General features: G+C 60.5%; 11 protein-coding genes, 1 pseudogene and 1 riboswitch. Of the genes and pseudogenes, 8 read left to right on the plus strand and 4 right to left on the minus strand.

Annotated elements, in window-relative coordinates:
* Window positions 1-1,041: an ABC transporter permease gene (locus IEX53_RS19550; protein ID WP_188825866.1), complete on the plus strand. Its 1,041-nt coding sequence runs from the start codon at window positions 1-3 to the stop codon at window positions 1,039-1,041.
* A gap of 31 nt (window positions 1,042-1,072) precedes the next feature.
* A complete protein-coding gene (locus IEX53_RS19555; protein ID WP_188825867.1) occupies window positions 1,073-2,116 on the plus strand; it encodes a substrate-binding domain-containing protein in 1,044 nt (347 codons plus the stop codon).
* Between the two features lie 169 nt (window positions 2,117-2,285).
* Here IEX53_RS19555 and IEX53_RS19560 read toward each other — a convergent pair whose 3' ends face one another.
* Together IEX53_RS19560 and IEX53_RS19565 are read right to left on the minus strand one after the other, a co-directional pair.
* On the minus strand, window positions 2,286-3,245 hold the full coding sequence (locus tag IEX53_RS19560) for a sugar-binding transcriptional regulator (RefSeq protein ID WP_188825868.1): 960 nt from the start codon (window positions 3,243-3,245) through the stop codon (window positions 2,286-2,288).
* A 141-nt stretch (window positions 3,246-3,386) separates the two neighbouring features.
* Window positions 3,387-5,444, minus strand: a complete 2,058-nt coding sequence (locus IEX53_RS19565) for a bifunctional aldolase/short-chain dehydrogenase (protein ID WP_188825869.1) — start codon at window positions 5,442-5,444, stop codon at window positions 3,387-3,389.
* Between the two features lie 221 nt (window positions 5,445-5,665).
* Here IEX53_RS19565 and IEX53_RS19570 point away from each other — a divergent pair, with 221 nt between their 5' ends.
* On the plus strand, window positions 5,666-6,646 hold the full coding sequence (locus tag IEX53_RS19570; protein ID WP_188825870.1) for a sugar-binding transcriptional regulator: 981 nt from the start codon (window positions 5,666-5,668) through the stop codon (window positions 6,644-6,646).
* A gap of 80 nt (window positions 6,647-6,726) precedes the next feature.
* Window positions 6,727-6,874: riboswitch (FMN riboswitch) on the plus strand.
* A gap of 113 nt (window positions 6,875-6,987) precedes the next feature.
* Window positions 6,988-7,668, plus strand: coding sequence for a 3,4-dihydroxy-2-butanone-4-phosphate synthase (gene ribB / locus IEX53_RS19575; protein ID WP_188825871.1), 681 nt, complete (start codon window positions 6,988-6,990; stop codon window positions 7,666-7,668).
* Between the two features lie 6 nt (window positions 7,669-7,674).
* Here the strand turns inward: ribB and IEX53_RS19580 are convergent, their stop codons facing one another.
* Entirely contained in the window at window positions 7,675-9,390 is a 1,716-nt protein-coding gene (locus IEX53_RS19580) for a dihydroxyacetone kinase family protein (protein WP_188825872.1), read from the minus strand.
* Window positions 9,391-9,621: 231 nt separating this feature from the next.
* On the opposite strand from IEX53_RS19580, the gene tkt reads away from it, so the two are divergent.
* The 4 genes from tkt (at window position 9,622) to IEX53_RS19600 (ending at window position 14,380) form a co-directional block, all read left to right on the plus strand.
* The gene (gene tkt, locus IEX53_RS19585; RefSeq protein WP_188825873.1) at window positions 9,622-11,631 is read left to right on the plus strand and encodes a transketolase; all 2,010 of its coding nucleotides are present in this window, start codon (window positions 9,622-9,624) and stop codon (window positions 11,629-11,631) included.
* Entirely contained in the window at window positions 11,615-12,643 is a 1,029-nt protein-coding gene (locus IEX53_RS19590) for a class 1 fructose-bisphosphatase (protein ID WP_188825874.1), read from the plus strand. Before tkt ends, IEX53_RS19590 begins: the two co-directional genes overlap by 17 nt.
* A gap of 13 nt (window positions 12,644-12,656) precedes the next feature.
* Window positions 12,657-13,721 carry a class II fructose-bisphosphate aldolase gene (gene fba / locus IEX53_RS19595; RefSeq protein ID WP_188825875.1) on the plus strand — a complete coding sequence of 355 codons (1,065 nt, stop codon included), beginning with the start codon at window positions 12,657-12,659 and terminating at the stop codon, window positions 13,719-13,721.
* A 494-nt stretch (window positions 13,722-14,215) separates the two neighbouring features.
* A complete protein-coding gene (locus IEX53_RS19600; protein WP_188825876.1) occupies window positions 14,216-14,380 on the plus strand; it encodes a hypothetical protein in 165 nt (54 codons plus the stop codon).
* Window positions 14,381-14,400: 20 nt separating this feature from the next.
* Here IEX53_RS19600 and tnpC read toward each other — a convergent pair.
* Window positions 14,401-15,442 (minus strand): annotated as a pseudogene (tnpC, locus tag IEX53_RS19605) (IS66 family transposase); the annotation flags it as partial.
* Window positions 15,443-15,505: the final 63 nt, after the last annotated feature.

Here is a 15,505-nt window from a genome sequence, read left to right on the forward strand (position 1 = left end):
ATGAGCATCGAACACACCCCCACGCCGGAGCCGCAGGCCATTCCATCCGCCTCGCTACGCGATCTCGCAATCCGATATGGGTTTCTCGCGCTTCTTCTCGGGCTCATCGTTTATTTCTGCCTTTCGACCAGCGGCTTCGCCTCGCCGCAAAGTGCGGTCTTCATCCTGCAATCGGTGTCGATCACCGGCATTCTCGCGCTGGGCGTGACGGCGACGTTGGTCGTCGGCGGGTTTGATCTCTCCATCGGCTCTGTCGCGACCACGGCGATGATGGCGTCATCCTATGTGATGGTGGTGATGGGCGGGGATGCGCTGACCGCGACGCTCGTCTGTCTCGCCATCGGCGCCGCGGTGGGCCTCATCAACGGGATGCTGATCGTCTATATGCGCGTGCCGGACCTGCTCGCCACGCTCGGCATGATGTTCCTGCTGCTGGGGCTCCAGCGCATCCCGACCGAAGGCCGCTCCATCGCCACCGGCATGACGCTGCCCGATGGCTCGGTTGCGACCGGCACTTTTTCTCCGGCATTTCTGGCGCTGGGACGGCACCGCTTCGATTTCATTCTGCCCAATCTCCTGCCGGTTTCGGTGGTGATCCTGATCGTGCTGGCGCTCGCGATCTGGTTTTTCCTCGAATACACCCGCTTTGGCCGCATGATGTACGCGGTCGGCTCCAATGAGCGGGCGGCGGAACTCGCCGGTGCGCCGGTCAATGCCTACAAGATCTGGGCCTATGTGATCTCCGGCGTCTTCGCCTCCATCGGCGGCATCCTGCTTGCCGCCCGGCTTGGACGCGGGGACATCGCGTCGGGCAACAATCTGCTTCTCGACGCCGTGGCCGCCGCATTGATCGGCTTCGCCGTGCTCGGAGCCGCCAAGCCCAATGCCTTCGGCACCGCCGTCGGCGCGCTGTTCGTCGGTGTGCTGCTGCAAGGGCTCACCATGATGAACGCGCCTTACTACACGCAGGATTTCGTCAAGGGCGCGGTACTGGTCGTCGCCCTTGTCTTCACCTTCGCCCTTTCGGGACGAAGAAAATAGGCATGAGAAACGCAACTGGGAGGATATGCGTATGTCTTTAACGAGAAGAACCTTGGCCAAGCTCGGGCTTGCGCTGATCGGGGCCACCATGCTGGGCGGGATGGCGCAAGCCGCCGACAAACCCGCGCCGTTCGACAAGCCCGGTGATGTGAAAATTGCGCTGGTGCGCTATTTGTCCACGGGCGATTTCTTTCAGTCCTATCTTGCTGGGGTAGAGGCGCAGGCCAAGGCTCTGGGCGTGGATCTGCGCGTGCTCGACAGCCGCCAGGATGCGGCGCTGCAGGCGGATATGGTCGATCAGGCGATTGCCATGGGCGTCAACGGCATCATCATCCAGCATGGCTTGACCGAGTCCATGAAGGAAGCCGCCAAGCGCGCCGTCGATGCGGGCATCAAGGTCGTCGCCTTCGACGTTAATGTCGAGAACGACAAGATTCCGCAGATCGAACAGTCCGACCGCGACTTGGCCCGCCTCGCGCTGGAGCAGGCGATCAAGGACAATGGAGAAAGCTGGAAGGCCGGTTATGTCTATGTCGCCGGCATCGCGCCGCTCGACCGCCGCGACGAGACGTGGAAGGAATTCAAGAAGAAATATCCTGGTATCGAGGAAAAGGCGATGTTCGGCACGATGGATAATCCCATCGCCAATTCGGTCGCCAATCAGGCGCGCTCAGTGATCTCGGCTAATCCTGACATCACTGTAATGTTTGCTCCCTATGACGAATTCGCCAAGGGCGTGAAGATCGCGGTCGATGAGGCGGGACTTTCGTCGAGCGTGAAAATCTACTCTGCCGATATCTCGACTTCAGACATCGCGGCGATGCGGGAGCCGGGCAGCGCTTGGGTCGCCACCGCTGCGACGAACCCCGCCGTGGTTGGGCAGGTCTCGGTGCGCGCGCTTGCGATGCTGCTGGCGGGCGAGGACCCCGGCAAAAGCGTGATCGTGCCGCCGACACTCATCACACAGGCGGACCTCAACGAGAACGACATCAAGAACATGGAAGAGCTCGCGGCCAAGATGCCGCAATTCGCCCATGCTGATGTCGTCATGCCCGCATGGATGCTGAAGCCGTAGGGCAAGTCCAAGAGAAATGGAAAAACTTTCCGTACGGACTTGCCGAAACAAGTAATTAACAATCGGCAAACGAAATTAGCGGCTCTTCCCCGGGCCGCTTTTTTACCGAATGCAATTCCGTCGTCAGATTGTCAGCTATTGAGCAATTTCGTGCCGGATGCCGTATCTTTCAGGCCGTTCCCATTAGCTTCCCGTGCTTGAGGAGCCGGCGTGCCATTGAGGCGGTCACCACGAGATGCGAGACAAGACCGCCGCGCAGTGCGGCGACGAGCGAGTGGAACTTGCTGTCTTCCTGCACCACCATCATCCGCTTGGCGATGGCCCGGATCGATTCAATGTCGGCGGAAATGCAGCGCCTGTTGTAGGCGCAATCGAGCCATTGGCCGTCCCCGTCGATCAATTGCCCGGCGATGACGCCCGCTGCGCCATTCCTGCCCGCCGCATACATCTCCTCGTCGGTCAGTGCGCCGCACAACACCAGATGGCTGTCCGCCTCGATGCTTCCAACCGAATAGAGGGCCAGCTGGCACTCCGGGATGCCGGCAAGCTGGTCGCGCACCACCGGCTCTTGCCGCAATGCCTCTGCCAATTCTTCGCTGCTCAGCACCAGCGGCGCGTAAAGATTGATGCCCTCTGCATTCAGCCGGCGCGCGATTTCGGTGGTGCATTGGTCAGGACGGAAGGCATAAGGCGCGCCCAGATTGCCGCAAAGCTGCATCACCTTGACGCCCTGGAGATCCGCATAGGGCATGACGTCCGCAATGTGATAAACGGTTTGCCCCCAGGCGACGCCGATCCGGTCGCCCTTGTTGATGAGTTCGAGAAACACCGCCGCCGCGACAACAGGCATTTCAGCCGCCGGATCCAGCGCCTGGCGATCCTCCGGCACGATCCAGACGGCATCGAGCCCGGCGGCATCCTCAAGCTCGCGCGCCAGCACATCGTTTGAAAAAAGTTGCGTCGAGGTGGAGATAGTGACAATTCCCATCTCGCGCGCCTTGCGCAAATAGGTGGCTACCGACGCTCGTGAAATATCGAGATGCTTCGCCACCTCGTCCTGCCGCATGCCGTGGGTGTAATAGAGCCATGCGGCCTTATGCAGGATCTGATCGGTGGACCTGATCGGCATGGAATTTCTCACTTATTCGCTTTATTTTGACAATAGTCATATCGAATGACAAAAGTCAAAATTAATCACGGCATAAGCAGTGGGCCTGCCGGACTCCAATTGATAGAGCCCGGTTGTCCGATCAAGACGTCGTCGCGGAAACTATCTCATCATCGCCGCGACATTGCCGCCATCGACCGTAATGACCGTACCGGTCGAGGCTCGTGCCTGCACGAGATGGAGGACCGCTTCGGCGACGTCATCCGCAGTTACCTCGCGCTTCAGAAGATTGCCGCGCATGTATATGTCCGGCGTGACTCCCCTGGCGCGCGCCCGTTCCTCGACCATCTCATCCGTCATCAGCCCGGTTCGTATCCGGTCGGGATTCACTGCGTTCACGGTAATGCCGTCTCCGGCATGTTCGAGCGAGTATTGGCGCATCAAGGCCAAAAGGGCGGCCTTCGAGGTTCCGTAGGGGCCGAAGTCTGGCCCCGGATTGACCGCCTGCTTGCTCACATTGAACACGATCGAGCCGCCCGTTCCCTGTTTTTGCATCACTTTCACCACAGCCCGCGCGATATAGTGATGGCTCCAGAAATTGAGATCGAACGCGGCCTTGAACGAAGCGTCATCGACTTTGGTCAAGGCCCCCCGAAAAGCCGCACCGGCATTGGAAACCAGGATGTCGATGCCGCCGAAATGCCGCACGATTTCGCCGACAGCCTTCTCAGTCGCGGCAGGATCCGTCAGATCGCAGGCTACGGCGAAACCGCCCAGGCGCGTTGCTTCGGCTGCGACCCGTTCCGCATCGATGTCGATAAGGGCGAGCTCGGCTCCCTGGCCTTTCAACTGTTCTGCAATCGCCAGGCCAAGCCCACCTGCTGCGCCGGTCACCACCGCGATTTGCCGGGTTAGCGGCTTTTCCGTCTGCTTGGTCAGTTTCACCTGTTCCAGGGACCAATATTCAAGATCGAAAAGGTCTTCCTCCGGCAGGGCTTCGAACCGGTCGATACCTTCGGCGCCGCGGATGACCTCGATAGTGGCTTCCGCGACATCGGCACAAATGCGGGCGGATTTCTGCGTCGCTCCCGCCGCGAAAAGTCCGACGCCTTCCACATAAAAGACCCGGGGCATCGGATCGAGCATCTTCTTTATACCGCCGACCCGCGCATTGTTGCGCTCGAAATATGCTTTGTATTCAGCGGCATAAGCGGCGATCGCCTTTTTTGCGCCCTCCGCCCAACTATCGAGGCTGCCAATTTCCGGCCGGGGCAGGGCAATGCCATAGCGCTTGATATGGATGACGTGCTCCGGTGTCGCGTTGCCGCGGCGGACGAGGCCCGCGACGTTGGGGGCGCCGCAAAAGTCGAGTATCTTGCTGTTCACGCGATGCTCCAAAATGAAACGGCGCGGGCGTCCTTCCTGCGGTCCCGCAATGGCAATCGCACCGCGCAATATCGGCGCTATATCGCTGGCCGATGCAGAGGATGCTTGGGTGGGCGTAGCGCCGGCGTTCCCGAAAGGGTGCGGGTTGCCTCGGCTGATCCGCTGCTCTGCCCGGTCGATGGCGGCGATCATATTTTCATAAGCCTCGCGCGGGTCTTCCGACCAGGTGAAGATGCCGTGTTTCAGCAGGATCATGCCGGGAGCATCCGGACGGGCCGAAAAAGCCTTTAGGCAGGCTTTGGAGAGATCGAAACCCGGCATGACATAGGGAACGACGATCATTTCCGGGAAGGTTTCCCGGATAATCTCCTCGCCACGCGGCTGATTGGTGAGGGCTACGATGGCATTGGCGTGGGTATGATCCACATGCTTGAACGGCAGGATGGCGTGTAGAATGGCCTCGACGGAGGGGTTGGGCGCAGCCGGATCGAGCAGCAATCGCCGTTGCAGCATGACCATGTCGTCATCCGACAGCGTCTCGTAATTAACCATTGCCCTCAAGGGCTCAAGGCGCAGCGCAGGCAGGCCTGCGGGCTCGATCGTACCCATATCCCAGCCGCTGCCTTTGACGCAGAGCACGGAAACCTCGCTGCCATCATGGTCGGTCAGGACAGCCTTTACCGAGGTATTGCCGCCGCCATGCAGGACGAGCTTCGGCTCGGAGCCCAGAAGCCGTGTCGTATAGGTTCGAATAGCGACATCGCGGTTGAAGCCGGCTTTTTCATACGTCCCGACAACCGTGGCGAAATCCGCCTGTGACCATTTTGATTTCATTTGCCGTTCCCCTGGCTGGTCGTCCGCATATCCAAATGCGCGCGCAAATACACGATCCGGGAAATTGAATTTCCACGGCACAACAAAGGCTTACGAAGATTACTCTTACTTCAGTAACAATTGACACATATAATTGACAATAGTCAATATGGCTGAGCGCCGAATTGAACGAAAGGTATTTCTGTGCAACTCAGGAAGGTGAGAGACAGTAGGAATCAATTATGACATCGGGTGAAACAACGCCGTCCGCGCACGCCATCCCTGCGGAGTTCGACGATGCGGTGATCTGGGCAGCGTGGCTTTATTACGAAAACCAGCTGACCCAGAACGAAGTCGCCCAGACAATCGGGGTTTCGCGCGCGACGATCGTCAATTATCTGCAGGAAGCCCGGCAGAGGGGGGTGGTCCGGATCCTGATGAATCCGGAAATCGTCGCACGCACCAGCATCGCCCGAAAGCTTGCCGCGAAATTCGGGCTGGCCGAAGCGCTTGTCATTCCGTCTAAAAAATCCGTTGCGCCGGAAGCCCGCCTGAAGGCGCTGGGCGCGGGCGGCGCGCGGCTGATGGAGCGGATGATCAAGCCCGGCGAAACGATATGCGTTTCATGGGGCCGCACGGTGCTCGCGATCGCCGATGCCATTTCGCTGCCTCAGCCACTGGAGGGGCTAACGGTGGTGCAGGTTACCGGCTCGTCCATTGGCAAGCGAGAATTCTCCGCCGAGCTGTGTACATCCATCATGGCCCGCAACATGGGCGCGACGAGCATCAACATGCTGGCGCCGGCCGTGCTAAGCACCGCCGCCCTTCGCGATGCACTGATGGGCGAGCCGGTGCTCAAGCGGCAATTCGAGCTGATCGCCCGGGCCAGCATGATCGTGTTCGGTGTCGGCAGTCTTGCCGCGGAAAGCACGATGCGCATTGCCGACGTCGCCACCGACGAAGAAATCGACGCCTACGCCGCTGATGGAGCGGCAGCAGTCCTAATCTGCCGGTTCCTAGACCGCAAGGGCAACCAGATCGTTCGCGAGCTTGACCGTCGCCTTATCGGTATCGAGCTGGATGAACTGCGCCGCGTTCCAAGTCGGCTTTGCGTCGCGGGCGGCGCACGCAAGGCGGACGCAATCCGCGCAGTTCTCGCGGGGGGATATGCGACGCATTTGATCACCGATGTGGATGCCGCCGACGAGCTGCTCGCGGGCTGAGGAGCGGGCCTCATCGTGCGGCTCTGCGGTGAAATTCCATATCACGTCTTGCATTTCGATAGACGTTTAAATTATCTAGGCAGTGTTCTCAGGGCGGGGTGGAATTCCCCACCGGCGGTATCGGGAAAAATCCCGGAGCCCGCGAGCGCTTTCGGGCGGTCCCGAAAGGTCAGCAGATCCGGTGCGATGCCGGAGCCGACGGTATAGTCCGGATGGAAGAGAGCAATGCTGCGACTGCCGCCCCCTGCGGCAGTTCATGGCTTTGTTCGCCCAAGGGATATTTTGCGCTCGGTCACGGGCACGAAGACGCCGCCAGCCGGCTAACCCTTGAAAGGCTTGAAATGACTATCTCTAAAATCGAAGATGCAATCGAAGCGATTGCCCGTGGTGAAATGGTGATCGTCGTCGACGACGAGGATCGCGAGAACGAGGGCGATATCATTATCGCATCGGACAGCATTACGCCGCAGGCGGTTGCCTTCATGATGAATCACGCCCGCGGACTGATCTGTGTGGCGATGGAAGGCGAGCAACTGGATGCGCTCGATCTGCCCTTGATGGTGCCGCGCAACACCGAATACCATAAGACGGCATTCACGGTTTCGGTTGATTATATCCCCGGCACTACGACAGGCATTTCCGCCGCTGACCGCGCCAAAACGATCCGGGCGCTGGTTGACGGCAGCACCCGCCCTGAGGACTTCGCCCGTCCGGGTCACATCTTTCCGCTGAGGGCCAACCCCAAGGGCGTTCTCGGCCGTCCAGGCCATACCGAAGCCGCTGTCGATTTATGCAGGCTGGCCGGGCGCTATCCGTCCGGCACCATCTGCGAGGTCGCCAATGACGACGGGACGATGGCGCGGCTCCCCGAACTCATGCTTTTTGCAAAGAAGCATGGCCTGCTGCTTATTACCATCAAGGATCTGATCGGGTATATGGAGCAGCGCACCCATGTGGATGCGATGCTGGAGATGGCGGGAACCGAGGAAGTCGGGGCGCCCGGCCATTCAGCAAGCCAGTAAAGCCCGTCAGGACTCGTGTTCGCCAATGCGGGTCGCGATGGCCTTGGCTATCAGGGCCAGGGACATGGCGCCCGGATCCGGATGGCCAATGCTGCGCTCCGCCAGCGGGCGCGCGCGGCCAAGACGCGGGGAGAGCGGCGCTGTCGCCTCCGCTGCGCTCTGAGCGGTGGCGGCGGCATTGCTCCACGCATCTGCCAGCAATTGCCCTTCCGATATCTTTTTCTCCAGCGCATCTACGAAGGGGATGAGGGCATCGACGAGCGTTTTGTCACCTATTTTCGCGCCGCCGAGTCGCGTGACGTCGTTGACCGCGGCGCGCGCGCCAGCAGCGATAGCGGAAGCATCCAGACCGTCCGTATCGGAGAATGCGCTGCTCCAGGATCTCAGAAGCAAGCCCCAGATCGCCCCCGATGTGCCGCCTGCCCGGTCCGCCCAGGCATCGCCTGCCGCAGCGAGGGCTGATTTAGCGCCCGCGCCGCTATTGACGGCTGCATGGATCGCCTTGTTTGCTGCTGTCGCGCCCCGGCGCATACCCTGGCCATGGTCGCCATCGCCGGCAAATGCATCCATCTGGCCAAGCTCCTGCTCATTTTTCTCAAGGGCATCGACGACTGCGTCGAAGAGACCGGCGAGACAGGCCGCATCGCGTCTCGAAACCTCCGAAGAGGGAGGATAGGCCAGCGTTTCCTCTTCGGCACCCGGAATTGCCTCAATTCTCTCGGTCCGGAAGGATTCCCCACGCCGGAATGCGGGCGTATCGCAGGGCGCAAGCCATAGCTGTTCAAGCTCCTCGTCCAGCCATGTGATCGTCAGGGAGCAGCCCTGCATATCCAGGCTGGTGACGAGTTCCCCGGCTTCGGCGCCGACAATCTCGACGTCATGGGCGCGCAAGGCTTTCTCGACGGCATTCCAAAGGACGAACAATTCCTCATACTTGGTCGCGCCAAGGCCGTTGAGCAAAATTGCCGCCCGTTTTGCGCCTGCGGGCCGTTCCTTCAGCAAAGTGGTGACGAGAAGGGTTGAGAGTTCCGTCGCCGAGACGAGGTCGGTTTCCTTAATCCCCGGCTCGCCATGGATGCCAAGGCCGATGGCCATGCGGCCCGCGGGCACCGTGAAGAGGGGTTCCTTTGCGCCCGGCAGCGTGCACCCGCCGAAGGCGACGCCGAGCGAAGTGGTGCGCGCATTGGCATGGCGGGTCACGCGTTCCACTTCGTCCAGGGACATGCCTGCTTCGGCGGCGGCGCCGGCGATCTTGAAAACGATGAAATCCCCGGCAATGCCCCGGCGCTGGATGTGACGGTCGGCGGGCGCGCTCGCAACATCATCGGTGACGGTCACGATCCTGATATCAATGCCCTCTGCCCTCAATCGCTCTGCGGCGACGCCGAAATTGAGGACATCGCCGGCATAATTGCCGAAGCCAAGCAGGATGCCGCCGCCGTAATTGGCCTTGCGGCAGACCCGGGCGATTGCTGCGGTTGAGGGGGAGGCGAATATCTCACCGGCAACCGCCGCATCGGCCATGCCGGGCCCCACATAGCCTGCAAAGGCCGGATAGTGGCCGGACCCGCCGCCGACGATCACGGAAACCTTGCCGCGCGGCACTCTGGTCGAACGGATGACGCCGCCTGGAACGAGATGGACGTAGCGGCTGTAGACATTGGCAAAACCCGCAAGGGCTGAAGCTGCAAAATCCTCTACGTCATTGAGTATCTTGGTCATTCCGTTCTCCTCCATCCAGTGTGCTTCTTTTCGCGTGAGCCTACTGCTTACTGCGGAAGCAAGATTTCCGACAAGCGTTTCGTTGCTGACGCGTTCGACTGCTGGCTCAGGCGATCCCGCGCCGCTCTCGATAATGTCACACAAAATCATCATAAAAAATGTGATTTTGAGATTGATTATTGTGATTTCTCCCCGTTTGGCGTATTGAGGAACTGATCGGAGGAATCTCACATGCCCACATCCACATCCGGCCTTTTCGAGCTGGCCAACTGCATTCGCGCGCTTTCCATCGATGCCGTCGAGGCGGCAAATTCGGGCCATCCCGGTATGCCCATGGGCATGGCCGACGCTGCTGCGGTGCTGTTTTCCAACCATTTGAAATTCGATGCCGCGGATCCGTCCTGGCCTGATCGCGACCGTTTCGTGCTGTCGAACGGGCATGGCTCCATGCTGCTCTACAGCCTGCTCTATCTGGCGGGTTACGAAGGCGTGACGCTGGATGAACTTAAGAATTTCCGCCAGTGGGGTTCGAAGACGCCGGGCCATCCCGAATACGGCCACACGCCGGGCGTCGAGACGACCACGGGGCCGCTGGGGCAGGGGCTGGCCGGAGCCGTCGGCATGGCTATTGCCGAGCGCCATCTCTCTGATGTTTTCGGCACCAGCTTTGTCGATCACCGCACCTATGTCTTCTGCGGCGATGGCTGCCTGATGGAGGGCGTTGGCCAGGAAGCGGTTTCGCTTGCCGGTCATCTCGGTCTCGGCAAGCTGGTCGTTCTTTACGACGACAACGGAATTACCATCGACGGCTCAACCTCGGCTTCCTTTACGGAAGATGTTCCGGCCAAGCTGGCAGCCTGCGGCTGGCATGTGCAGCGGGTGGACGGCCATGACCACGCCGCCATCGATGCGGCCCTTTCCCAGGCGAAAGCGGAGGAGAACAAGCCATCGCTGATCGCGCTCAAGACAATCATCGGTTTCGGCGCGCCGACGAAAGCGGGCAAGAATTCCTCCCATGGCTCGCCGTTGGGAGTGGCGGAAGCGGCAGGCGCCAAGGCGGCCATTGGCTGGACCTCGGCGCCCTTTGAAATACCGGCTGATCTTTTGCAGAAATGGCGCGCCATCGGGCGGCAAGGGCATGCGGCGCGCAGTGCGTGGGCGGATCGGCTGGCGGCGGCAGAGCCAACGCGCGGCGCGGAATTCCAGCGCCGCATGCAGGGGTTGCTAACGGAAAGCTTCGACAAAGCCATTGCGGAAGCCCGGACGCGGCTTTTCGAAGCGCCGCAGGCCGTCGCAACCCGCAAGGCAAGCCAGATCGCGCTCGAAACGCTCACCGCCGCGCTTCCGGAAATGCTGGGCGGTTCCGCCGATCTTACCCACTCCAATCTGACACGGGTGGCGGCTGTCGACACGGATTTCACCGCCAACTCGCCCGGGCGCTATGTGAGCTACGGCGTGCGTGAGTTCGCCATGGCTGCGGCCATGAACGGCATGGCGGTGCATGGGGGCATCATTCCCTATGGCGGTACCTTCCTGGTGTTCTCCGATTACTGCCGCAATGCCATCCGGCTTTCGGCTCTGATGGGAACGAAGGTGGTCTATGTGCTCACGCACGATTCCATCGGGCTCGGCGAAGATGGTCCCACCCACCAGCCAGTCGAGCATCTGGCGAGCCTCAGAGCCTTGCCGAACCTGCATGTCTTCCGTCCAGCCGATGCCGTCGAGACGCTGGAGTGCTGGGAAATCGCGCTGCGCGATGGAAACAAGCCCTCGGTTCTGGCGCTTTCCCGGCAGAATGTTCCGCAGCTTCGGCGGGAGCCGGAAACGGAAAACCGTTCCGCTAAGGGTGCCTATGTCATCAGGAACACGGCGGGCAAGCGTGACGTGACGCTGCTGGCGACAGGCACGGAAGTCGCGCTGGCCGTGTCGGCGGCGGAAGAGCTCGCAAAGGAAGGAATCGGCGCGGCGGTCGTCTCGATGCCGAGCTGGGATCTGTTTGAAGCGCAGCCTCGGGAGTATCGCCGCGAGGTTCTGGGCAGCGCGCCAAGGCTTGCCATCGAGGCTGCATCCAAGTTCGGCTGGACCCGTTATGTCGAGAGCGAGAACGACGTCATCGGCATGGATGGCTTCGGCGCTTCCGCGCCCGCCGAAGTGCTTTATGAAAAATTCGGCATCACCAAGGAGGCGATCATGCAGCGCGTCCGTGAACTGACAGGTGCGGTCAATGAATCCGTTGCCTGAACTGAAGCTGGAGTTGGAAGGGGACGCCAGCGCGCTGAACCATAAACCGGTGGAACGCTATCTGTCCGACTGGGCGGCTGGCGACACCGACCGCCAATCGATCGCCGAACTGCTGGAGGCGATCCTTCGGGGCGCTGCGGTTCTGTCGAAGCGCATCGCCGCCGGCAAGCTTCCCGGCGATCCGGGGCGTCTGGTCGGCTCGAACACCGATGGCGACCAGCAGAAAAGCATCGATGTCGGCTCGCACCGGCTTTTCGTCGATCTGCTTGTCGCTGCCGGGGCCGCACAAGTCCTCTCCGAGGAAGCGGAACTGCCCGTAATGGGGCAGGCCGGTGGAAAATATGCTGTCGCAATCGATCCATTGGATGGTTCCGGCAATGTGGGGCTCGGCGCGCCCTTGGGGACGCTCTTTTCCATTCTGCCCAATCGGGCCGGGAACGATCCCTTCCTGCAGCCGGGACGCGAGCAGGTCGCCGCAGGTTATGTTTCCTACGGCAATTCCGTCGACCTTGGCTTCTCGGTGGGTGAGGGGCTGGTGTTCGCCACCATGGACCCCGAGAGCGGGCGGTTTTTAATCGTCGCGGAGAAAGCAATGCTTCCCCGCGCAACGGCTGAGCTGGCTTACAACGCCTCCGTCTACCGCCATCTGAGCCTGGGCATGAAAGCTTATGTGGACGATTGCCTGCAAGGCAAGGCCGGTCCGCGCGGGCGCGACTTCAATATGCGCTGGCTGGGGGCGGCGGTCGGCGAATTGCACCGGATTTTCCAGAAGGGCGGCTTGTTCTTCTACGTGGACGATCAGCGTCCTGGCTATGAGCAGGGTCGCTTGCGGCATGTCTACGAAGCGAACCCCATTGCATTCCTGTGCGCTGAGGCGGGCGGGAAGGCATCGGACGGACGTCAAGCGATCCTCGAAAAGCAGCCGCAAACCTATCACGGGCGTACCAGCCTCATATTCGGGTCGGCTGAGGAGGTCGACACGATCTGCGATTATATCGCCCGCCACCAATAGCAAGGACATCGTCATGGCACGTATTACGCTTCGCCAATTGCTGGATCATGCCGCCGAACATGGCTACGGCGTTCCGGCATTCAACATCAGCAATATGGAGCAGGCGCTGGCGGTGATGGAAGCCGCCGATGCGACGAAATCCCCTGTCATCATGCAGGCCTCGCGCGGCGCGCGCAGCTATGCCAACGACATCATGCTGCGGCATATGATGGATGCGTGCGTCGAAATCTATCCGCATATCCCCGTCTGCGTTCATCTCGACCATGGCAATGAGCCGGGCACCTGCATGACCGCCATCCAGTCCGGCTTCACCTCCGTCATGATGGACGGCTCGCTGGAGGCGGATGGCAAGACGCCCGCCGACTGGACCTATAATGTCAGCGTGACGCGGCAGGTGACCACCATGGCGCATCTCGGCGGCATTTCCGTCGAGGGCGAGCTCGGCGTTCTCGGCTCGCTGGAAAGCGGCATGGGCGACCAGGAGGACGGGCACGGCGCCGAAGGTCAGCTCTCTCATGACCAGCTGCTAACGAACCCCGATGAGGCTGCGAAGTTTGTCGCGGAAACCAAGGTCGATGCGCTGGCGGTCGCCATGGGCACAAGCCATGGCGCGTACAAATTCACCCGCAAGCCGGATGGCGACGTCCTCGCGATGCATGTCATCGAGGAAATTCACCGGAGGCTGCCGAACACGCATCTTGTGATGCACGGCTCCTCATCGGTGCCCGAAGAACTGCAGGAAATCATCAACCGCCATGGCGGTAACATCAAGCCGACATGGGGCGTGCCGGTGGAGGAGATCCAGCGAGGCATCCGCAATGGCGTTCGCAAGATCAACATCGACACGGACTGCCGCATGGCCATGACCGGCCAGGTCCGTCGCGTGCTGAGCGAAACCCCCTCCGAGTTCGATGTCCGCAAATATATGAAGCCTGCGATGGCGGCGCTGACGAAGCTTTGCAGCGAACGCTTCGAGCAATTCGGCACGGCAGGGCACGTTGAAAACATCGCGCCACTGACGCTCCCCGAGATGGCCAGGCGCTACAAGACAGGTGAACTGGATCCGGTTCTGGCCTGACTCCCCCGAAGGCCAGCACGGCAGCACCGCACGTCTTTTTGATGTGCGGTGCTGTTTTTATTTGGGGGAGGGACCGTTAGAGCAGTTCATGTTTTGAAGGAATCGCCAAGTTACCCCTCATCCGACCGCGCTACGCGCGGCCACCCTCTCTCACCGCGTCCGCTAAAGCGTGTTGCATTTTATCGCATTCATGGAACACGCTTTAAGTTTTTGTTTTTGCGCATGTCTTTACCCCAAAACCGGTTCCCACTTTTGGGAGACATGCTTTAGTCACCAACATCGGCAGTTGGCAGCGAGGCAGATGCAAAGTATCCATCTGGCCAAGGCCGCGGGGGTATGCGGTGTGTCTGAAGCAGGTTGTTTTTTCTGGTCGATATTTTTATTAAAATCGATATGCTTAACCAACATTCTAAAATTATAAATCGATGGATTGATCAATTAGCTCATTCAGATCTTAATGCAGATATTGCTATTTAATAATAAAGGGGAGCGAGATGACGCCGGAAAGCAATACCGAGGCGCAACTATCTTCTATAATCGGATTGCTGCGTGTACTGTTCAAGCTGGTGGATAGGGAGAAATCCTGGCTTCTGGCCTATATGCTTTCCATGGCGATCATCGAAGCCGAAGACGCTTACGGAAAGGAAAGACCTAACTAGGCGAAGCATAAGTTGGTGCGTCAGGCGGCTTGTTGCTTGGCATGTCCAGCGGTCTTCCAATTCCACGGCAACAGTTCAGGCAGCCTGGAGACAGGAAGGGCGGGCATTCTTTCGAGCACATCGGCCAGCCAAGCCTGCGGATCGATATCGTTCATCTTTGCGGTGACGATCAAGGAATAGATGAACGCGGCGCGCTCGCCGCCGCGCTGCGAGCCGGCGAAGAGCCATGCCTTGCGGCCCAGGGCGATGCCGCGCAGCGCCCGTTCGACGGCATTGTTGGTCAAGCAGATCCGGCCATCATCGAGAAAGCGGGTGAAAGCCTCCCATCGCCCTTGCTTGCCTAGCATATAGTCGATCGCCTTGGCGACGGGATTGTGCTTGGACATCCGCGCGCGCTGGGCCGTGAGCCAGCCATGCAGTTCTTCGACGAGCGGGCGAGCCTGTTCCTGCCGGGCGGCGAGGCGCTCCCCGGCGGGCTTGCCGTTGATGCCGCGCTCGATGGCGAACAGCGCATCGATACGGGTTACAGCTTCAAGCGCGAGCGGCGAGATCTCATGTGCGGCTTTGTCTTTACGAACATTGCCGGTGATGTCGGCCAGTTCGAAGAATTTGCGCCGCGCATGGCTCCAGCACAGGGCGCTCGTCACCGGCCCGGGACTTCGGTCCATGCGATAGAGATCGTTATAGTCGCTATAGGCGTCGGCCTGTAGGGTGCCCTGCCAGCCGGAAAGATGTTCGGTGGGGTGGAGCATCTGGCGGTCGGCGGAGAAGTGAAAGATGGCTGCTGGCGCAGCGGCTCCCGCGAACGGACGGTCGTCTCGAACATAGCTCCACAGCCTTGCTTCCTTCGTCGCGCCTTTGGCCAGAAGCGGCACGGTGGTGTCATCGCCCATGCAGCCGTTCGCCTGCCAGCACATGGGCGCGGATCAACTCGTGGAGCGGCTTCAGGGCCGTCGCACAGGCGCCGACCTGATCGGCCAGCGTCGAGAGGCTTAAGCTCACGCCTTCCCTTGCATAGCGCTCGGCCTGCCGGTTCAGCGGCTGATGCTGCCCGAACTTGTCGCCCGTGAACTATTCCCATCACGTTGATAGTTTTGTTTAATTTCTCTCTTCCCACCGCTTTGT

The organism is Paramesorhizobium endophyticum, from assembly GCF_014640615.1.
In the GTDB taxonomy this organism is placed as follows: Bacteria; Pseudomonadota; Alphaproteobacteria; order Rhizobiales; family Rhizobiaceae; genus Paramesorhizobium; species Paramesorhizobium endophyticum.